Annotated in this window: 17 protein-coding genes; 5 read left to right on the top strand and 12 right to left on the bottom strand. The window is 67.3% G+C overall.

Features of this window, described 5'->3' with window-relative positions:
• Positions 1 to 105 precede the first annotated feature (105 nt).
• A complete protein-coding gene (locus ACZ9AQ_RS07220) occupies positions 106 to 270 on the top strand; it encodes a hypothetical protein (protein ID WP_429203016.1) in 165 nt (54 codons plus the stop codon).
• Complete coding sequence (locus tag ACZ9AQ_RS07215) at positions 267 to 1856, top strand: glycerol-3-phosphate dehydrogenase/oxidase (protein WP_429203015.1); 1590 nt, start codon at positions 267 to 269, stop codon at positions 1854 to 1856. The genes ACZ9AQ_RS07220 and ACZ9AQ_RS07215 overlap by 4 nt, the downstream gene beginning before the upstream one ends.
• 57 nt (positions 1857 to 1913) lie before the next feature.
• On the opposite strand, the gene ACZ9AQ_RS07210 is transcribed toward ACZ9AQ_RS07215, so the two are convergent.
• The 4 genes from ACZ9AQ_RS07210 to ACZ9AQ_RS07195 all read right to left on the bottom strand — a co-directional run bounded on the left by ACZ9AQ_RS07210 (position 1914) and on the right by ACZ9AQ_RS07195 (position 6292).
• Positions 1914 to 3272, bottom strand: coding sequence for a diguanylate cyclase (locus ACZ9AQ_RS07210; RefSeq protein ID WP_429203013.1), 1359 nt, complete (start codon positions 3270 to 3272; stop codon positions 1914 to 1916).
• A gap of 203 nt (positions 3273 to 3475) precedes the next feature.
• Positions 3476 to 4669: an aminotransferase-like domain-containing protein gene (locus ACZ9AQ_RS07205; RefSeq protein ID WP_429203011.1), complete on the bottom strand. Its 1194-nt coding sequence runs from the start codon at positions 4667 to 4669 to the stop codon at positions 3476 to 3478.
• Positions 4670 to 4833: 164 nt separating this feature from the next.
• On the bottom strand, positions 4834 to 5295 hold the full coding sequence (locus ACZ9AQ_RS07200; RefSeq protein WP_429203009.1) for a RidA family protein: 462 nt from the start codon (positions 5293 to 5295) through the stop codon (positions 4834 to 4836).
• 76 nt (positions 5296 to 5371) lie between these two features.
• Positions 5372 to 6292 carry a DMT family transporter gene (locus ACZ9AQ_RS07195; protein WP_429203008.1) on the bottom strand — a complete coding sequence of 307 codons (921 nt, stop codon included), beginning with the start codon at positions 6290 to 6292 and terminating at the stop codon, positions 5372 to 5374.
• Positions 6293 to 6404: 112 nt separating this feature from the next.
• On the opposite strand from ACZ9AQ_RS07195, the gene ACZ9AQ_RS07190 reads away from it, so the two are divergent.
• Positions 6405 to 7826, top strand: a complete 1422-nt coding sequence (locus ACZ9AQ_RS07190; RefSeq protein WP_429203007.1) for an aminotransferase-like domain-containing protein — start codon at positions 6405 to 6407, stop codon at positions 7824 to 7826.
• Positions 7827 to 7838: 12 nt separating this feature from the next.
• Here the strand turns inward: ACZ9AQ_RS07190 and ACZ9AQ_RS07185 are convergent, their stop codons facing one another.
• The gene (locus ACZ9AQ_RS07185) at positions 7839 to 8330 is read right to left on the bottom strand and encodes a VOC family protein (protein WP_429203005.1); all 492 of its coding nucleotides are present in this window, start codon (positions 8328 to 8330) and stop codon (positions 7839 to 7841) included.
• Positions 8331 to 8534: 204 nt separating this feature from the next.
• Between ACZ9AQ_RS07185 and htpG the strand changes: the two genes are divergently transcribed.
• Positions 8535 to 10454, top strand: coding sequence for a molecular chaperone HtpG (gene htpG / locus ACZ9AQ_RS07180; protein ID WP_429203003.1), 1920 nt, complete (start codon positions 8535 to 8537; stop codon positions 10452 to 10454).
• A 242-nt stretch (positions 10455 to 10696) separates the two neighbouring features.
• Here htpG and yddG read toward each other — a convergent pair whose 3' ends face one another.
• The 7 genes from yddG to kynU all read right to left on the bottom strand — a co-directional run bounded on the left by yddG (position 10697) and on the right by kynU (position 16484).
• A complete protein-coding gene (gene yddG / locus ACZ9AQ_RS07175; protein ID WP_429203001.1) occupies positions 10697 to 11596 on the bottom strand; it encodes an aromatic amino acid DMT transporter YddG in 900 nt (299 codons plus the stop codon).
• A 7-nt stretch (positions 11597 to 11603) separates the two neighbouring features.
• Positions 11604 to 12002 carry a GFA family protein gene (locus ACZ9AQ_RS07170; protein WP_429203000.1) on the bottom strand — a complete coding sequence of 133 codons (399 nt, stop codon included), beginning with the start codon at positions 12000 to 12002 and terminating at the stop codon, positions 11604 to 11606.
• Entirely contained in the window at positions 11999 to 12529 is a 531-nt protein-coding gene (locus ACZ9AQ_RS07165) for a GNAT family N-acetyltransferase (protein ID WP_429202998.1), read from the bottom strand. Before ACZ9AQ_RS07165 ends, ACZ9AQ_RS07170 begins: the two co-directional genes overlap by 4 nt.
• Entirely contained in the window at positions 12526 to 13074 is a 549-nt protein-coding gene (locus ACZ9AQ_RS07160; RefSeq protein WP_429202996.1) for an RBBP9/YdeN family alpha/beta hydrolase, read from the bottom strand. The genes ACZ9AQ_RS07165 and ACZ9AQ_RS07160 overlap by 4 nt, the downstream gene beginning before the upstream one ends.
• Complete coding sequence (locus ACZ9AQ_RS07155; protein WP_429202994.1) at positions 13064 to 14224, bottom strand: acyltransferase family protein; 1161 nt, start codon at positions 14222 to 14224, stop codon at positions 13064 to 13066. Before ACZ9AQ_RS07155 ends, ACZ9AQ_RS07160 begins: the two co-directional genes overlap by 11 nt.
• A gap of 94 nt (positions 14225 to 14318) precedes the next feature.
• Positions 14319 to 15167: a tryptophan 2,3-dioxygenase gene (kynA, locus tag ACZ9AQ_RS07150; RefSeq protein ID WP_429202993.1), complete on the bottom strand. Its 849-nt coding sequence runs from the start codon at positions 15165 to 15167 to the stop codon at positions 14319 to 14321.
• A 12-nt stretch (positions 15168 to 15179) separates the two neighbouring features.
• Positions 15180 to 16484: a kynureninase gene (gene kynU / locus ACZ9AQ_RS07145; protein WP_429202991.1), complete on the bottom strand. Its 1305-nt coding sequence runs from the start codon at positions 16482 to 16484 to the stop codon at positions 15180 to 15182.
• A 612-nt stretch (positions 16485 to 17096) separates the two neighbouring features.
• Here kynU and flhD point away from each other — a divergent pair.
• A complete protein-coding gene (gene flhD, locus ACZ9AQ_RS07140) occupies positions 17097 to 17414 on the top strand; it encodes a flagellar transcriptional regulator FlhD (protein WP_429202989.1) in 318 nt (105 codons plus the stop codon).
• Positions 17415 to 17458 lie beyond the last annotated feature (44 nt).

Raw genomic sequence — 17458 nt, 5'->3', positions numbered from 1 at the left:
CGGGTGCAACTTTAATGTGCTACCCGAGGCGATGCCAGAACTGAAACGCGAAGCGAGCCCTTGGCTGGTAAAAATTGCAACTCGCAGTATAACGGAAAGTCATTCATGCGGCGTTGGAACGGTTGGGGCATCGAGTCGATCACGGTACGGCTGCCAGGGCAGGCCCGCGCCTTGTCCGGCGCACCGCTGTGCCGGGGGACGGCGCCGCAGGATGCGGCCTGCGGACACGCGTGGGTCGGCCTGCAGCCGGGCCAGCTGGTGACGCCATGAATCGGGCCGACACCTTTCCGCCGGGGCGCGACTGGGACCTCCTGGTGATCGGCGGCGGCATCACCGGCGCCGGCATCCTGCTCGAAGCCGCGCGGCGCGGCCTCAAGACCCTGCTGGTCGAGCAGAAGGACTTCGCCTGGGGCACCTCGAGCCGCTCGTCGAAGCTGGTGCACGGCGGCCTGCGCTACCTCGCTTCCGGCAACCTGCGCCTGACGCGCGACGCCGCGCGCGAGCGCGAGTCGCTGCTGCGTGCGGCGCCCGGCCTGGTCGAGCCGCAGGGCTTCGCCTTCGCCGACCATGGCGCCGACGTCAAGCGGCGGCTCGGCTTTCTCGCCATGCTGCGCTGGTACGACATGCTGGCCGGGCGGCGCGAGCCGCACCGCGAACGCCCGGAATCGCCCAGCGTGCCGGCGCCGACCACGGGCGCGGCGATCGGCGCCGCCCCGCTGGCCGGCGCCATCCGCTACACCGACGCCAAGACCGACGACGCGCGCCTGGTGCTGCGCGTGATCGACGAGGCGCGCGCCCACGGCGCGGTTGCCTGCAACTACGTGACCGTGCAGGCGCTGGTGCGCGACGGCGGCAAGGTGCACGGGGCCATGCTGCGCGACGAACGCAGCAAGGCCGAGACGGCGGTGCGCGCCCGGGTGGTCATCAACGCCACCGGGGCCTGGTCCGACCTGTTCGGCGGCGGGAGCGGCGGCGGCAAGCCCGAGCGCGCGCCGCGCCTGCGGCCGCTGCGCGGCAGCCACCTGGTGCTGCCGGCCTGGCGCCTGCCGCTGGCGCAGGCGGTCAGCCTGCTGCACCCGGCCGACAGCCGCCCGGTGTTCGCCTTCCCATGGGAGGGCGTGACCCTGGTCGGCACCACCGACGTCGACCACGAGGAAGGCCTCAACACCGAGGCGCGCATCACGCGCCATGAATTCGACTACCTGATGGCCGCCCTGCATGCCCAGTTCCCGCAGATGGGCTTGAGCGACCAGGACGTCGTGGCCACCTTCGCCGACGTGCGGCCGGTGATCGACGGCGGCCAGCATGGCGCGCAGTCGTCCGAGAAGCGCGACCACTTCGTCTGGTCGGAGCCGGGGCTGGTGTCGGTGGCGGGCGGCAAGCTGACCACCTTCCGCGCGATCGCGCTCGACGTGCTGCGTCACGTGTCGCAGCAGCTGCCCGGCTGGCAGCTGCGCGCCGAGCGCGGTCCGGTGTTCGCGCGGGTGTCGGTGCCGACGCGCTACGACCTGCCGCCCGGCGTGCTGCGCCGGCTGGCCGGACGCTACGGCGCCCACGCCAGGCCGCTGCTGCTCGCGGCGCGCCAGGGCGAGCTGGAGTGCATCCCGGGCACGCAGACCCTGTGGGCCGAGCTGCGCTGGGCCGCGCGCGCCGAGGAGGTCTACCAGCTCGACGACCTGCTGCTGCGCCGCACCCGGCTCGGCATCCAGCTCCCAAACGGCGGTCTCGACCAGATGACCCGCATCCGCCCCATCTGCCAGCCGGAACTCGGCTGGACCGACGCCCATTGGGAAGCGCAGGAGCGGCGCTACCTGGCCGAGTGTCGCAAGCAGTACGGGGTTCCGCCCGCCGCTTGAAGCGGGGCGCCTGGTCGCGCGCGAAGGTCGCTTAGCGAAGCGGATCGCGGCGACGTGTCAGTGCGCCATCCCGCCGCGCGCCTGCTCCCACGCCGCGCCGTCCTGCGCCGCCACTACCTGGTTGCGCCCGCGCGCCTTGGCCTCGTACATCGCGCGGTCGGCCGAGATGAAGAACGTGCGGATGTCGTCGAACAGGGTCGGCACGATGCAGGCCACGCCGATGCTGACCGTCACCACGCCCGGGCCTTCGGCGCGCGGATTCGGAATGGCCAGGCGCTCGACGTGGGCGCGGATCGTCTCGCCCAGCCGCGCCGCCGCGCCGGACGCGGTATCTGCCAGCAGCACCACGAATTCCTCGCCGCCGTAGCGCGCGGCAAGGTCGGTCGGACGCATCGCGTGCGATTGCAGCGCTTCGGCGATGGCCTGCAGGCAGGCGTCGCCGGCGGCGTGGCCCAGGCTGTCGTTGTAGCCCTTGAAGTGGTCGACGTCGAGCACGATCAGCGACAGCGGCTGGCCGCTGCGGATGGCGCGCTGCCATTCCTTGTCCAGGAAGGCGTCGAAGTGGCGGCGGTTGGCGATGCGCGTGAGCGGGTCGATCAGGGCGGCGCGCTGCAGCGCCGTCTCGGACTGCTTGTGGTGGGTGATGTCGTGCAGCAGGGCGACGAACAGCGCCTCGCCGCCCGCCACCGGCGACAGGCTCAGGTCCATCGCGTGCAGGGTGCCGTCCGATTGGCGCACCAGCACTTCGCGCGTGCCGCGGCAGCGCGCGCTTGCCTCGGCGTCGAGGGGGCGGGCGAAATAGCCGGCGTAGTCGCCGGCGGCGGGCGGCTCGATCAGGTCGGCCAGCAGCTCGCCTTCCAGCACTTCCTTGGGCTGGGACAGGAAGCGTTCGCAGGCCGGATTGGCGTACACCACGCGGCCTTCGCAGTCGACCAGCATCAGGCCCTCGTCCATCCCGTCCACGATCAGCTGCAGGCGCTCGGCCTGCTGCTTCTGGCTTTCGCTGCTGCTGCGCAGGCGCAGCTGGGCGCGCACGCGCGCGCATACCTCGGCCATGCGCACCGGCTTGGCGATGTAGTCGGCGGCGCCGGTGTCGAAGCCGGCCACGATGTCTTCGGTCTCGCCGCGGGCGCTGACGAAAATGACGGGGATGTGGGCGGTGTCGGGCTGGCGCTTCAGGCGCCGGCAGATCTCCAGGCCGTCGAGGTCGGGCAGGATCACGTCGAGCAGGATCAGGTCGGGCTGGACTCGGGTGGCGATGTCGAGCGCGCGCTTGCCGGAACTGGCGACGAAGGTCTGGTAGCCCTGCTGGCGCATCATGTCCTGCAGCAGCCCGAGACTGTCGGGAGCGTCGTCGACGATCAAAATCGCGGATTGGCGCGCCGGTGTGGCGAACGCTAGGGCAGGATACATCATCGGTGGCGGGCAGACCTCATCAGTGTCGAGAAATCATACTCTTTATATGGAGATTCTGGACACGAATCTTGCCTAAAATCCACCACCTGATGTAATTGTTGCACTGTTGCAACTGACCCGCCATTGGCCCGGCGTTGCCCCGGAATGATACCGCTATCTACTGACAGTCAAGAACAGGGCCGCAACCGCGGCCCCGCTCGACGTTACAGCATGTCGGCGATCAGCTTGCCGAGGACCGCGATGCCTTCGCGGATGCGTTCCGGCGGCACCGTCACGAAGGACAGGCGCAGCGTGTTGGTGGCCGGATCGTTGGCGTAGAACGGCGCGCCCGGCACGAAGGCGACGCGCGCGGCCAGCGACTGTTCCAGCAGCTTCATGGCGTCGATCTGCTGCGGCAGGGTAACCCAGATGAACATGCCGCCTTCCGGCTTGGTCCAGCTCACGCCGGCCGGGAAATGCTGCTGCATCGCGTCCAGCATCACCTGGCACTGGTCGCCGTACAGCTGGCGGATGGTCGGGATGTGCTGGTCCAGGAAGCCGTCCTTGACGACTTCGTGCACCACCATCTGGGTCAGCTGGGCGGTGTGCAGGTCGGCCGCCTGCTTGGCCAGCTCGAGGCGGCGCACCAGCGGCAGCGGGGCGCACACGTAGCCGAGGCGGATGCCCGGGGTCAGCACCTTCGAGAACGAGCCCATGTAGATGACGCCGTCCGGGTTCATCGCGACCATCTTGGGGCTCGGCGCGCCCTTGTAGCTCAGCGAACCGTAGGGATCGTCCTCGATCAGCGGCACGCCGAGGCGGGCGCAGGTTTCCACCAGTTCCTGGCGGCGCTCGACCGACAGCGAACGGCCGGTCGGGTTCTGGAAGTTCGGCAGCGCGTACAGCATGCGCGCGCCTTGCGCGATGCCTTCGAGCGACGACGGCACCAGGCCTGCTTCATCCGTGTCGACCGACTTGAATTCGGGGCGGTAGACCGAGAACGCCTGCAGCGCGCCCAGGTAGCTCGGGGTCTCGACCAGCACGCGGCTGCCTTCGTCGATCAGCACCTTGCCCAGCAGGTCGAGCGCCTGCTGCGAGCCGGAGGTCATGAGGATCTGTTCCGGCAGGATCGTCGAACCTTCCGTCGACAGCGAACCGGCAATCCATTCCCGCAGCGGCGCGTAGCCGTCGGTCGGGCCATACTGCAGCGCGACCTTGCCGTTCTCGGTCAGGACCTTGTCGTAAGCGGCTTTCATGCGCTCGACCGGGAAGGTGGCTGGCGATGGCAGGCCCCCGGCGAACGAGATGATCTCCGGACGCTGGGTGATCTTGAGGATCTCGCGGATGAACGAGCTTTGCAACTGCTGGGCGCGTTCCGAGAACTGCCACTGGATGGGATTGGGGTTTTCGATTTTCATACTTGTCTCACAGGAAGGGGCGCGGTGGTGCCGGGCCATTATATAAAACACGCCGGTAGGCGGCTTCTTTTCGGCGAATGGAGCCGGGTAAGCCCCACCCGAGGCACAACATTAATGGAATTACAGACGAATTAACGCCGGTAGTTGCCGGCTGAATGGCTGTTTTATGCCACTTCGACGATCATTTCGATCTCGACGCAGGTGCCGCGCGGCAGCGACGCCACGCCGAAGGCCGAGCGGGCGTGCTTGCCGGCGTCGCCGAACACCTCGCCGATCAGTTCCGAGGCGCCATTGGTGACCAGGTGCTGTTCGTTGTATTCCGGGGTCGAAGCGACCAGGCTCATCAGTTTGACGATGCGCTTGACGCGGTTCAGGTCGCCGCCCACGGCTTCCTGCAGGGTGCCGATCAGGTCGATCGCGACCGAGCGCGCGGCAGCCTGGGCCTCGGACGTGGTCTTGTCGCGGCCAACGATGCCGGCATTGATGCTGCCGTCCTTGTTCTTGGCGATATGGCCCGAGATGAACACGAGGTTGCCGGTCTGGACGTACATGACGTATGCCGCGGCCGGGGTGGCCGGCGCTTCCAGGGTGATGTTCAGTTCTTTGAGTTTGTCGTAGACGGACATATTGTTTTCCCCAATGGTGCGTGAATGAAGCCGGTATTGTACGTCGAGCCGAGGGCATGCACATCCAACGGCTCGGTCAGCTAGGCCGGCGCCGCACGTGTAGTCGCCGTCCGGCAAGCACGACCCCGATCACGGCCAGTGCGAACAGGCTGTCGTGCAGGGTCAGCGGTTCGCCCAGCAGCAGGGCGGCGCCGGCCAGGCTCATGAAGGGTTGCAACAGCTGCACCTGGCCGACCCGCGCGATCCCGCCCAGGGCCAGGCCGCGGTACCAGAAAAAGAAGCCGACGAACATCGAGAACACGGTCATGTAGGCCAGCCCCGCCCAGGCCGCGGCGCCGACGCCGGTCAACGCGCGCGCTTGCGGCCAGCAATGCCAGGCCAGCAGCGGCGCCACCAACGGTAGCGCCACCAGTAGCGCCCACGAAATCGTCTCCGGGCCGCCCAGGGTGCGCGCCAGCTTGCCGCCCTCGGCATAGCCGACGGCGCCGGCCGCCACGGCCAGGAACATCAGCAGGTCGGCCAGTTGCAGGGCGCCGCCGCCCTGGGACAAGGCGAACGCGATCACCAGCGCCGCGCCGAGCACGGCCATCAGCCAGAAGGCGGCGGACGGCCGCTCGTCGCCGCGCAGGGCGCCGTACAGGGCCGTCATCAGCGGCAGCAGGCCGGCCAGCACCGCGCCGTGCGTGGCCGGCACCGAGCGCAGGGCCAGCGCGCAGAGGAGCGGAAAGCCGATCACCACGCCCAGCGCCACCAGGGCCAGCGGCGCCAGTGCGGCGCGCGGCGGCAACGGGGCGCGCCGCCATCCGAGCCACAGGCCGGCCAGCAGCGCCGCGCCCAGCGCGCGCCCGAGTGTGATGAACAAGGGGTCGAGTTCGGCCACCGCCATGCGGGTAAACGGCAAGGTCAAGCTGAACATCGCCACGCCCACCAGGCCAAGGAGCATGCCGCGTGCTTCGTCGCTGCGAGCGGTCGGGGTGGGGCGGGCGAGGGTGTTCATCGGCGATCCTTGGTCGGGCTTGCGGCAACGGGGCAGTGGGTCTATCCTAGCCGTACGGACCAGTACAGTCCCAGTACACTTCGACCGATAATTTGCCGACTGTGGTGGTGAAATGACCGATACACTCGTCTTCGCACTGGCGCGCGAGGCCGGCGCACCGCTGGCCGACCAGATCGTGCGCGCGGTGGCGGCGCGCGTCGACGAGCGCCTGCTGCGCCCCGGCGCGCGCATGCCCTCGATCCGGCGCTTCGCCGCCAGCCACGGGGTGTCGCCGTTCACCGTCGTGGCCAGCTACGACCGGCTGGTGGCGCTGGGTTACCTGGAATCGCGCCGCGGCGCCGGCTTCTTCGTGCGCGAGCGCCAGGCGCCGGCGCATACGCCCACGCATACGTCCACGTCGGCACGGCCGGCGCCGGTCCCGGCCGACCTCGACATCGCCTGGCTGGTGCGCAGCATGTTTCGCCAGGCCCCGCTCGGGCTGGCGCCGGGTTCCGGCGTGCTGCCGGCCGACTGGCTCGACGGGGCGGCGGTGGCCAACGCGCTGCGCGCGCTCAGCCGTCAGAACTGCGCCGGCTTGCTCAATTACGGTTCGCCGCACGGCTTCCTGCCGCTGCGTCAGCAGCTCCAGCTCCAGCTGGCCGAGCTCGAGATCGATGCCGCGCCCGAGCAGCTGGTGACCACGCTCGGCGTAACCCAGGCGCTGGATCTGGTGGCGCGCGCGTTCTGCCTGCCGGGCGACACGGTGCTGGTCGACGATCCGGCCTGGTTCCTGATGTTCGGGTCGTTCGCGGCGCTGGGCCTGAAGGTGGTCGGCGTGCCGCGCCTGGCCGACGGTCCCGACCTGGCGCGGCTCGGGGAGCTGGCGGCGCTGCATCGCCCGCGCCTGTTCGTCATCAACTCGGTGCTGCACAACCCCAGCTCGACCTCGGTATCGGCGGCCAAGGCCTTCCAGGTGCTGCGCCTGGCCGAGCAGCACGACTTCCTGGTGGTCGAGGACGACATCTACTGCGGCCTGCACCCGGGCGGCGCCACGCGCCTGGCCGCGCTGGACGGCCTGCGGCGGGTGATCTACCTGGGCGGATTTTCGAAGTCGATGGCGGCCAACCTGCGGGTCGGCTTCGTCGCCGCCTCGCGCGAGCGGGCCGCGCTGCTGGCCGACCGCAAGATGCTGGCCACGCTCAGCACCAGCGACATCGGCGAGCGCGTGGTCTACAAGATCCTGGCCGAAGGCCAGCACCGCAAGCACCTCGATCGCGTGCGCGGCCGCCTGGATGCGGTGCGGCCGGGCGCGCTGCGCCGGCTCGAGGCGCTCGGGATGCGGGTCGACCCGGCGCCGGCGGCCGGCATGTTCCTGTGGGTCGACGCCGGCATGGACACCAATGCACTTACGGCGCGCGCCATGGGGCAGGACGTGCTGCTGGCGCCGGGCAGCCTGTTCTCGCCCAGCCAGCAGCCGTCGACCCGGATGCGGCTGAACCTGGCGGCGCTGCAGGATCCGGGCGTGTGGCGCTTCCTGGAGGGGCGCGCCGGCTGAGCGTCGGCTGACTTAGCCGGCCTGCTGCCCCGGGCAGCCGGCCGCCATCATCTTGTTCATGCCGTCCATGATCTGTTCCTGCGTCAGGTCCTGCTTGTGGGTGGCGATCGACCAGCGGTGGCCGAACGGGTCGACCACCTGGCCGTAGCGGTCGCCCCAGAACATGTCGGACAGCGGCATCACCGGCCTGGCGCCGGCCTCCAGCGCCTGGGCCCATACGGCATCGGCATCCTCGACGTACAGGTGGATGACCACGGGCGTGCCTTTCAGGGCCAGCGGCCCCAGGCTGCCGAACTCGGGAAAGTCTTGCGCCAGCATGATGGGCGAATCGCCGATGCGCAGCTCCGCATGCATGATCTTGCCGTCCGGCCCGGGCAGGCGCGCGATCTCGACGGCGCCGAAGGCCTTCCTGTAGAACGCGATCGCGTCAAGCGCCTGTTCGCACACCAGGTGCGGGGTGACGGTACGGTAGCCTTCGGGGATGGGACGTACTGCCTGGTTCATGGTGTTCTCCTGTGTGGTAGTGGATGGGTGCCGCACCGGCTACGACGAACGGGACGGGCAGGATTCGACACGATCGATCGATAAAAGTGCAAATTTCTTTGAAGCAATTTTCTTCTTATCAAAACGACCTCTTGAAATCGCCGTCGTCATCCATATATGCGTCCGAGTCTGACCAACCCCCCATGTTTTTTAACGAGGAACAAGATGGCGAACGCCGAAAAAGAAACCCTTGGCTTCCAGGCAGAAGTAAAACAGCTGCTGCAACTGATGATTCACTCCTTGTATTCGAACAAGGAGATTTTCCTGCGCGAACTGATCTCGAACGCGTCCGACGCGGCCGACAAGCTGCGCTTCGAGGCGATCAACAACGACGCCCTGTACGGCGACGACCATGAATTGAGAATCAAGGTCTCGTTCGACAAGGATGCGAAAACCATCACGATCTCGGACAACGGCATCGGCATGAGCCGCGACGAGGTGATCTCGCATCTGGGCACCATCGCCAAGTCGGGCACCAAGGAATTCTTCAGCAAGCTGTCGGGCGACCAGCAGCAGGATGCGGCCCTGATCGGCCAGTTCGGCGTGGGCTTCTATTCGGGCTTCATCGTGGCCGAGAGGATCGTCGTCAATACCCGCCGCGCCGGCGCCTTTGCCGAGCAGGGCGTGCGCTGGGATTCGCGCGGCGAGGGCGAGTACTCGATCGAGCAGATCGAAAAGCCTGGGCGCGGCACCGACGTGATCCTGCACCTGCGCGAAGGCGAGGAAGAATTGCTGTCTTCGTGGAAGCTCAAATCGATCATCCGCAAGTATTCCGACCACATCTCGCTGCCGATCGTGATGCAGAAGGAAGAGTGGGACGAAGAGAAGAAAGAGACCGTCCTCAAGGACGAACTCGAGACCGTGAACCAGGCCAGCGCGCTGTGGGCACGCTCGAAGAGCGACATCACCGAAGAACAGTACAACGAGTTCTACAAGCACGTCTCGCACGACTTCCAGGAACCGCTGACCTATACCCACAACCGGGTGGAAGGCCGCAGCGAATACACCCAGCTGCTGTACGTGCCGGCCCATGCCCCGTTCGACCTGTGGGACCGCAACAAGCGCGGCGGCATCAAGCTGTACGTCAAGCGGGTGTTCATCATGGACGACGCCGAGCAGCTGATGCCGACCTACCTGCGCTTCATCAAGGGCGTGATCGACTCCGCCGACCTGCCGCTGAACGTCTCGCGCGAGATCCTGCAGGAGTCGCGCGACGTGCGCGTGATCCGCGAAGGCTCGACCAAGCGCGTGCTGGGCATGCTCGAGGAAATGGCGAATTCCGACGAGCAGGCCGGCAAGGACAAGTATGCGACCTTCTGGAAGGAATTCGGCCAGGTGCTCAAGGAAGGCATCGGCGAGGACGCCACCAACAAGGACCGCATCGCCAAGCTGCTGCGCTTCGCCTCGACCTTTGATGACTCGGGCGAGCAGACCGTGTCGTTCGCCGACTACGTCGGCCGCATGAAGGAAGGCCAGGACAAGATCTATTACGTCACCGCCGACAACTACCAGGCGGCGAAGAACAGCCCGCACCTCGAGATCTTCCGCAAGAAGGGCGTCGAGGTGATCCTGATGACCGACCGCGTCGACGAATGGATGCTGTCGTTCTTCACCGAGTTCGAAGGCAAGGAACTGGTGTCGGTCGCCAAGGGCGGCCTGGACCTGGGCGCGCTGGAAGACGAGGCGGAAAAGAAGGAGCACGCCGAGACCGAGGCCGGCTACAAGGAACTGGTCGAGAGCATGAAGGGCGCCCTGGGCGAGAAGGCCAAGGACGTACGCGTGACCTTCCGCCTGACCGACTCGCCGGCCTGCCTGGTGGCGGACGAAAACGAGTTGTCGGGCAACCTGCTGCGCATGCTGAAGGCGGCCGGCCAGAACGCGCCGGAATCGAAGCCCATTCTCGAGATCAACCCGAACCACCCACTGGTGCAGCGCCTAAAGTACGAGGACGCGAGCGGCGGACGCTTCGCCGACTGGTCGCATATCCTGTTCGACCAGGCGATGCTGGCCGAGGGCGGGAGCCTGCACGACCCGGCCTCGTTCGTGAAGCGCCTGAACGAGATGCTGCTGGCGCCGGCCAGGTAAGCGTCGCAGCAGGCTTTCTCGCGACGGCAAAAAAAACCGGGGCAACGCGGTAATGCCGTCAAGTTAAGCTGCTGAGCTAGCCGTCAACTACGTCGTCCCCGCGCAGGCGGGGACCCAAGTTCTGCAAACGTCGTCGAAACGCTTGCAAGATTGGGTCCCCACCTTCGTGGGGAGTCGTTACTGCCAGTGGCAGTAACGACGTTTTTACGTTAACTCAAGAAAACTTTCGACTCAACCCAACGTCACGCCGTTCGTCGGCGCGTCGCGAGCCAGCACAGGACGGATCCCGCGCACACCATCGCCGCGCCTTGCCAGAACGAGAACGACAGCGACGTGTCGAGCACCAGCGCCGCCAGCGCGGCCGACAACACGGGAATGAAGTAGGAGGCGCCGGCCAGGACCGTGACGTTGCCGTGCAGGATGCCGACGTTCCATGCCGCGTAGCCGAAGCCCATGGCGGCGGATGCGAGCAGCAGGTGGATGACCGATTGCGTGTCGATGCGCATCGCTTCCCCGCCCATCAGCGCATATTTGGTCCACAGCGCCAGCGCGGTGAGCATGAAGAACAAGGTGACGCCATTGCTGCCGTTGGCGATCCTGGCGGTGACGGTGCAGTAGCCGGCCCAGATCAGGGCGCCGCTGAAGGCCAGGCCGTAGCTGAGCGGGTTGTCGCGCACATTGGTCGCGATCGCCCTGGGTTCGAGCCCGCCATCGCCGCCCAGCACCCAGCACACGCCGCCGATCGCCAGCGCCAGGCCGGGGGCGATCAGCCAGGTCGTCCTGTGGCCATTGAAGACGATGGCGAACACCATCGTGAAGGCCGGCCACAGGTAGTTCACCATGCCCACTTCGATGGCCTGGCGGTGGGTAGCGGCGTAGCCGATCGACAGCGCCAGGCACATCTCGTAGGCGACGAACAGCAGGCTCCCCCACGCCAGGTAAGCGCGCGGAAAGGCGCGCACCTTGCTCGGGCCGACCGTGAGCAACAGCAGGATCGAGGCAACCGTATAGATCAACGCCGCGCCGCCGGTCGCCCCGAAGCTGGCGCTGACGCTGCGGATTAGTCCGACGATCGAGCTCCACAACAGGATCGCGAGCAGGCCGATCAGTGTGGCCCGCGTGGTCTTGCTCGTATTGCGCATGCTCAGGTCATAGATGGCGGATCTCGGCCGGTGGCGTGGTCCAATTGTCGTTGCGTCCGTCGAGATGGCGCACCGGCGCCGCCAGCAGGTCGGCTACCGGCAGGTCGTCCAGGCTGGCGACGGTGACGGCCACGAAAGGACCCGAGCGCGGAGCGCTGCCGGTCGAGAACACATTGATGCCGCATTCGCCGCAAAAGTGGTGGCCGTCGCGTCGGGTATGGAAGCGGTATGTGCGCAGCGCCGCTTCGCCCTGCAGCAGGCGAAAGGCGGCTGGCGCGAGCTGCACGGCCCAGAAGCGCATCTTGACGCAGATCGAGCAGTTGCACTTGACGGTGCCGAGGGCCAGGTCGATGTCGGCCTCGTAGCGCACCGCGCCGCAGTGGCAGCTGCCGTGGAAGGTCGTCATGCCTGGCCGCGCGCCTGCCACGCGTCGCGGCCGATCTCGTACGCCAGCGTCTGGCGACCATGCCAGATTTCTTCGCCGCGGTATGCCATGCCGAGTTTTTCCATGATGCGCTGCGAGCGCAGGTTGGCCGGGTCGCAGATCGCGCACAGCAGTGGTGCGCGCAGCTTGTCGAAGGCGAAGCGCGCCATGCGCTCGGCCGCCTCGATCGCGTAGCCGCGCCCCCAGCGGTCGGGGCGCAGGCGCCAGCCGATTTCTTGCGGGTTGGCGGGGTCTTGCGCCAGGTGCTGGATGCAGCCGGCGCCGACCAGTTCACCCGTGTCCTGTTCGATGAAGCTCCACCACGAGTAGCCGATCGTTTCCCAGCGCGCCCGGACCCGCGCGATGACGGCGCGGGTCTCCTCGGGCGTCTCGGCCCGGCCAGTGATGAAGCGCATGACTTGCGGATCGCCGTTCAGCAGGCGCAGTCCCTCGTAGTGTGCGTCGCTCATCGGTTCGAAGCGCAGCCGCGCGCTGTGCAGGACCGTCATGCGATCGCGACCTCGTCGCAGAACTGCTCCAGCAGGCGCAGGCCTTCGGGCCAGTCGCCATGGCCCGAATCGGTATTCAGGTGGCCGGCGTCCCCGATCTCGACCAGGCGGCTGCCCCAGGCGCTGGCGAAGGCGATGGTTCGGTCAGGGCTGGCGAAGGGATCGTTGGCGCTGCCCACCACCACGCTGGGGAAGGGCAAGGGTTGCAGCGGGATCGGCGCCCAGCAATTGAGGTCGGCCGGATAGGACGGCGCTTCGACGTCGCTCGGCGCGACCAGGAAGGCGCCCGCCACCTTGAGCCGGGAGCCGGACAGCGCCCAGTGCGCGACCAGCATGCAGCCCAGGCTGTGCGCCACCAGGATCGGCGCGCCCTGGCAGTCGGCGATGGCGGCGTCGAGCTCGGCCACCCATTCATGGCAATGGGGATTGGTCCAGTCGCGGTGCGCGGCGCGGCGCCAGTGCGGGTTGCGTTCGTGCCAGAGCGATTGCCAGTGGCGCGGGCCGGAATTCCAGAGGCCGGGAAGGATCAGGACATCACACTTCATCTTGCTTCTCCTTGATAGGGGCAGCGGGCGCCGCGCCGGTGAAGGCCGGGCGGGCCGGGCGCCACGGCGCCGCCGCCAGGCGCGCGAGCAGGCGCCGGAACGCGTCCTTGCGCTGCTCGGTCAGCATGCCGAGGACGGCGGTCGCGACGGCGACGGCCAGGCCGAGCGCCAGCAGGTCCGTCATGCTGCCGGGGTCGTGCGGATACAGCGCGGGCCAGGCGATCAGCACCAGCGCGTGCGACAGGTAGAGCGTCAGGGTATACGAGGCCAGGCGCCGGATCGGCGGCGCCACGTGCAGCAGGGCCTTGAGGCGGGCGAAGCGCGCGCAGGCGAAATTCAGGCAGACGATCAGGCCGAACACGTAGTCGGCCAGGAAGCGGTCGGCGTTCCCCAGCGCGAAGGCTTGCCCGAGCCAGGAAGCGCGGCCGGCCGCGCGCAGGGTTTCCTCGACCCCGCCCGTCTCGTAGATCGCCAGCAGGGCCAGGCTGGCGATCCAGCCCAGGCGGGCCAGGGCGCATGGGAGCGCATGGCGCGCCTGCCAGTGGTAGAGCGCGACTCCGGCCAGCCAGACCGGCAGCAGCAGCCACAGTTTGACGCCCATGACGGCCAGCACCAGGCACAGGGCCGGCAGCCGCCACGGCCCGCGCACGTAGCAGGCCACGCCGAACAGCACGTAATACCAGACCTCGTAGTTGAGCGACCACCAGGGGCCGAGCCAGGGCGGCACTTCGGCCAGTGACCACAGGTCGCCCAGGAACAGCAGGTGGAACGGGATGTACAGCCAGGGCCTGGCCAGCTGGTAGTGCCGGTCCATGCCGGTCATCAGGTGGCCGTGCACCAGGCTGGCGCAGGCGAAGGCCAGCAACAGCACCGGCAGCGCCACCGAATAGATGCGGGCGGCGCGCGCCAGCGCGTATTCGCGCGCGCTGGGGCGGCGCTGCGCGGTGGTATGGGCGATCACGAAGCCCGACAGCACGAAGAAGGCCATCACGGCCTCGCGCCCGAACAGGGTCAGGAGGTCGGCGCCGGGGCCTTCCGCCAGGCCGAACTGGCGCACGTGCATCGCCACTACTGCCAGCGCCGCCAGGAAGCGGACCAGGTCGAGATAGACCGAGAACGGCTGGTCGAGTGGGGAGGGGGCGGCGCGCATGGTGTTTATATTAATGCAAAACGGGCCGATGGCGACGCCAGCCGGGCCGCCGCCGGCCGCCTGGAACGTCCTTTCACCAGCCGGGACGGATTTTTCAAAGCTCGGTGCGCAGCGCGAACAGCTCGGGGAACAGCACCACGTCCAGCATCCTGCGCAGGTAGCTCACGCCGGCGGTGCCGCCGGTTCCCGGCTTGAAGCCGATGATGCGTTCGACCGTACTGACGTGGCGGAAGCGCCAGAAGCGGAACGCCGTCTCCAGGTCGACCAGCTTCTCGGCCAGCTCGTACAGCGCCCAGTGGCGGGAGGTGTCGCCGTACACCTGCAGCCAGGCGGCCTTGACCGAGTCGTCGGCGCGGGTCGGGCCGGTCCAGTCGGCGGCGAGCCGCGCCGGGTCGATGGCAAAGCCGCTGCGCGAGAGCAGCATCACCGCCTCGTCGTAGATCGAGGGCAGGGCCAGTTCGCGCGCCAGCAGCGCGTGGGCCTCGGGCGACTGTTCGTGCACCGCCAGCAGCGCCGCGTTCTTGTTCCCGAGGATGAATTCCAGCTCGCGGTACTGGAATGACTGGAAGCCCGACGAGGCCCCCAGGTAGGGCCGGATCGCCGTGTATTCGGGCGGGGTCATGGTGGCCAGGACGTCCCAGGCGTGCACCAGCTGGTCCATGATGCGCGCCACCCGCGCCAGCATCTTGAAGGCGGGCGGCAGGTCGCCTTCGCGGATGTGGCGCCGCACCGCCTGCAGCTCGTGCAGCATCAGCTTGATCCACAGCTCGCTGGTCTGGTGCTGGACGATGAACAGCAGCTCGTTGTGGTTGGGCGAGCGCGGATGCTGGGCGTTCAGGATCTGGTCCAGGCCCAGGTAGTCGCCGTAGCTCATGGCTTGGCTGAAGTCCATCTTTGCGCCATGCCATTCGGCTGGCCGGTTCTCGTTCTGTTCCTTGTCCATGTCGGTGCCTCGTCAGGTAACGGCGCCGCGCGCGGCGGCCACGTCGTAGTCGTTGCGGTCCAGGATGTCCTTCAGGATCTCGACCGCATCCCAGACGTCCGCGTAACGCGTATACAGCGGCGTGAAGCCGAAGCGCATGATCCCGGGTTCGCGGTAGTCGCCGATCACGCCGCGCGCGATCAGGGCCGCCATCACCGCATAGCCGTGCGGGTGGGTGAAGCTGACATGGCTGCCGCGGCGCGCATGCTCGCGCGGCGTCACCAGGTCCAGCGGATGGCCGGCGCAGCGGCGCTCGACCAGCGCGATGAACAGGTCGGTGAGAAGCAGCGACTTGGCGCGCACCGCAGCCATGTCGGTCGCCTCGAAGATCTCGAGGCCGCACTCGACCAGCGCCAGCGAGACGATGGGTTGCGTGCCGCACAGCGCGCGGCAGATGCCGGCCGCGGGGGCGAAGGCGGGCGCCATCGCGAACGGGCTGGCGTGGCCCCACCAGCCCGACAGCGGGTGATCGAATCCTGCCTGGTGCTTTTGCGGCACCCAGATGAAGGCCGGGGCGCCCGGCCCGCCGTTCAGGTATTTGTAGGTGCAGCCGACGGCGAAGTCGGCGTCGGCGGCGCGCAGGTCGACCGGCACCGCGCCGGCCGAATGGGCCAGGTCCCAGACCGCCAGCGCCCCGGCCTCATGGGCCAGGCGGGTGAGGGCGGCCATGTCGTGCTGGTAGCCGGTGCGGTAGTTGACGTGGGTGAGCATCAGCACCGCGGCATCAAGATCGAGCGCGGCCGGGATCTCGTCCACGGAGTCGACCAGACGCACCCGGTAGCCGCGCTCGAGCCAGCGGGTCAGGCCTTCGGCCATATAGATATCGGTCGGGAAGTTGCTGCGTTCGGTGACGATGGTGCGGCGGTCGCTACCGCGGCGGTCGTTACCGCGGCGGTCGCCACCGCGGCGGCCTGCGGTCGCGCCATCGGACTGGATACGCAGCGCCGCTGCCAGCGCCTTGAACAGATTGAGCGAGGTAGTGTCGGTGACGGCCACTTCGCCGGGGCCGGCGCCGACCAGCGGGGCCAGGCGGTCGCCCAGGCGCTTGGGGCTGTCGAACCAGCCGGCCGTGTTCCAGCTCTTGATCAGGTCGGTTCCCCATTCGCGTGCCACCACGTCCTGGGCGCGGGCCAGGGCGGCGCGGGGGCGGGCGCCGAGCGAGTTGCCGTCCAGGTAGATGACGCCCTCGGGCAGGTCGAAGCGGCTGCGCAGCCCCGCCAGGGGGTCGAGCGCGTCAAGCGCCAGGCAGTCGGCGCGGGTGCTGGTGGGTGCGGTCATGCCGGTTCCATGTATATATAGGTAGTTGACGCAGGTGACGCCTCAAGAATGCGCGCAGGTCGGCAGTGTAGCAAGTTCCACTGGCAGTCGAAAGACGGGTGTTGTCATTAAGACATTTAGTGCGTAGGCAAAAAAAAGTTCAACTATTTTTGCAGCCGCCCTAAAGTTCCTGATGAGCCGTCCGATAACGAGTCAGAGAGACGGCAAGGCGTCGAAAAATATTCAAAAATATTTTCAGAAAACCCTAAAGTCCGCCTGAAGGCTGCCGTTAATGGATGAGTGAGGTGCATAAAAGCAACACTTGCACCCACAGCAAAACAGAAATTCCTGAGTTTCCGAGAGTAAATTCAGCAAAACCTGTAGTGAATTTGCGACAAGCCGGGTCTGACATAGACCCAAATCAAGGTGCTTCCCGGCGCCGCTTCACCCCGGTTTTTCGCGGGGTTTCATAGGGAGTCATGGGCGTTTGTCAGACAAACTCCTACGGCTTCATCTCGTCGTTCCCCTACCCAAAATACAGGTTTTATCCAATACCTGAAAAGTTTCCACACAGTCAGAATCTATCTCATCGGCAACACAAACAAGCGCCGAGACAACTAACGGAGAGAGAAGATGACGATGAACGACATGATGGCCGAGATTCGCGATGCAAACCTGAGCTACCTGATGCTGGCCCAGCAGATGATTCGTGCCGACAAAGTCACCGCCATCTTCCGCCTGGGCGTGTCGGCCGAGATCGCCGAGCTGATCGAAGGCATGAGCAATGCCCAGATCCTGAAGCTCGCCGGCGGCAACATGATGCTGGCCCGCTTCCGCTTCGACGACACCGCGATCCTGGGCATGCTGACCAGCCACACCAAGGAACGCAGCCTGGCGCAATCGCACGCCGCGATCCTGATGGCAGGCCAGCCGGCGGAAGAGATCGTATAATTCCTGCCAGCGGCCTTGCTGGGAGGCCGCATGCAACCAGGGCG

This window comes from Massilia sp. UYP34 (assembly GCF_056279385.1).
The sequence above is the reverse complement of the archived record's forward strand: the minus strand, read 5'-3'. Positions and strand labels throughout refer to the sequence as shown.

Excerpts from the sequence above, each read along its gene's own strand:
- ACZ9AQ_RS07220 (WP_429203016.1), top strand. The coding sequence starts at position 106 with ATGCGGCGTTGGAACGGTTGGGGCATCGAGTCGATCACGGTACGGCTG.
- ACZ9AQ_RS07215 (WP_429203015.1), top strand. The coding sequence starts at position 267 with ATGAATCGGGCCGACACCTTTCCGCCGGGGCGCGACTGGGACCTCCTG.
- ACZ9AQ_RS07210 (WP_429203013.1), bottom strand. The coding sequence starts at position 3,272 with ATGATGTATCCTGCCCTAGCGTTCGCCACACCGGCGCGCCAATCCGCG.
- ACZ9AQ_RS07205 (WP_429203011.1), bottom strand. The coding sequence starts at position 4,669 with ATGAAAATCGAAAACCCCAATCCCATCCAGTGGCAGTTCTCGGAACGC.
- ACZ9AQ_RS07200 (WP_429203009.1), bottom strand. The coding sequence starts at position 5,295 with ATGTCCGTCTACGACAAACTCAAAGAACTGAACATCACCCTGGAAGCG.
- ACZ9AQ_RS07195 (WP_429203008.1), bottom strand. The coding sequence starts at position 6,292 with ATGAACACCCTCGCCCGCCCCACCCCGACCGCTCGCAGCGACGAAGCA.
- ACZ9AQ_RS07190 (WP_429203007.1), top strand. The coding sequence starts at position 6,405 with ATGACCGATACACTCGTCTTCGCACTGGCGCGCGAGGCCGGCGCACCG.
- ACZ9AQ_RS07185 (WP_429203005.1), bottom strand. The coding sequence starts at position 8,330 with ATGAACCAGGCAGTACGTCCCATCCCCGAAGGCTACCGTACCGTCACC.
- htpG (WP_429203003.1), top strand. The coding sequence starts at position 8,535 with ATGGCGAACGCCGAAAAAGAAACCCTTGGCTTCCAGGCAGAAGTAAAA.
- yddG (WP_429203001.1), bottom strand. The coding sequence starts at position 11,596 with ATGCGCAATACGAGCAAGACCACGCGGGCCACACTGATCGGCCTGCTC.
- ACZ9AQ_RS07170 (WP_429203000.1), bottom strand. The coding sequence starts at position 12,002 with ATGACGACCTTCCACGGCAGCTGCCACTGCGGCGCGGTGCGCTACGAG.
- ACZ9AQ_RS07165 (WP_429202998.1), bottom strand. The coding sequence starts at position 12,529 with ATGACGGTCCTGCACAGCGCGCGGCTGCGCTTCGAACCGATGAGCGAC.
- ACZ9AQ_RS07160 (WP_429202996.1), bottom strand. The coding sequence starts at position 13,074 with ATGAAGTGTGATGTCCTGATCCTTCCCGGCCTCTGGAATTCCGGCCCG.
- ACZ9AQ_RS07155 (WP_429202994.1), bottom strand. The coding sequence starts at position 14,224 with ATGCGCGCCGCCCCCTCCCCACTCGACCAGCCGTTCTCGGTCTATCTC.
- kynA (WP_429202993.1), bottom strand. The coding sequence starts at position 15,167 with ATGGACAAGGAACAGAACGAGAACCGGCCAGCCGAATGGCATGGCGCA.
- kynU (WP_429202991.1), bottom strand. The coding sequence starts at position 16,484 with ATGACCGCACCCACCAGCACCCGCGCCGACTGCCTGGCGCTTGACGCG.
- flhD (WP_429202989.1), top strand. The coding sequence starts at position 17,097 with ATGACGATGAACGACATGATGGCCGAGATTCGCGATGCAAACCTGAGC.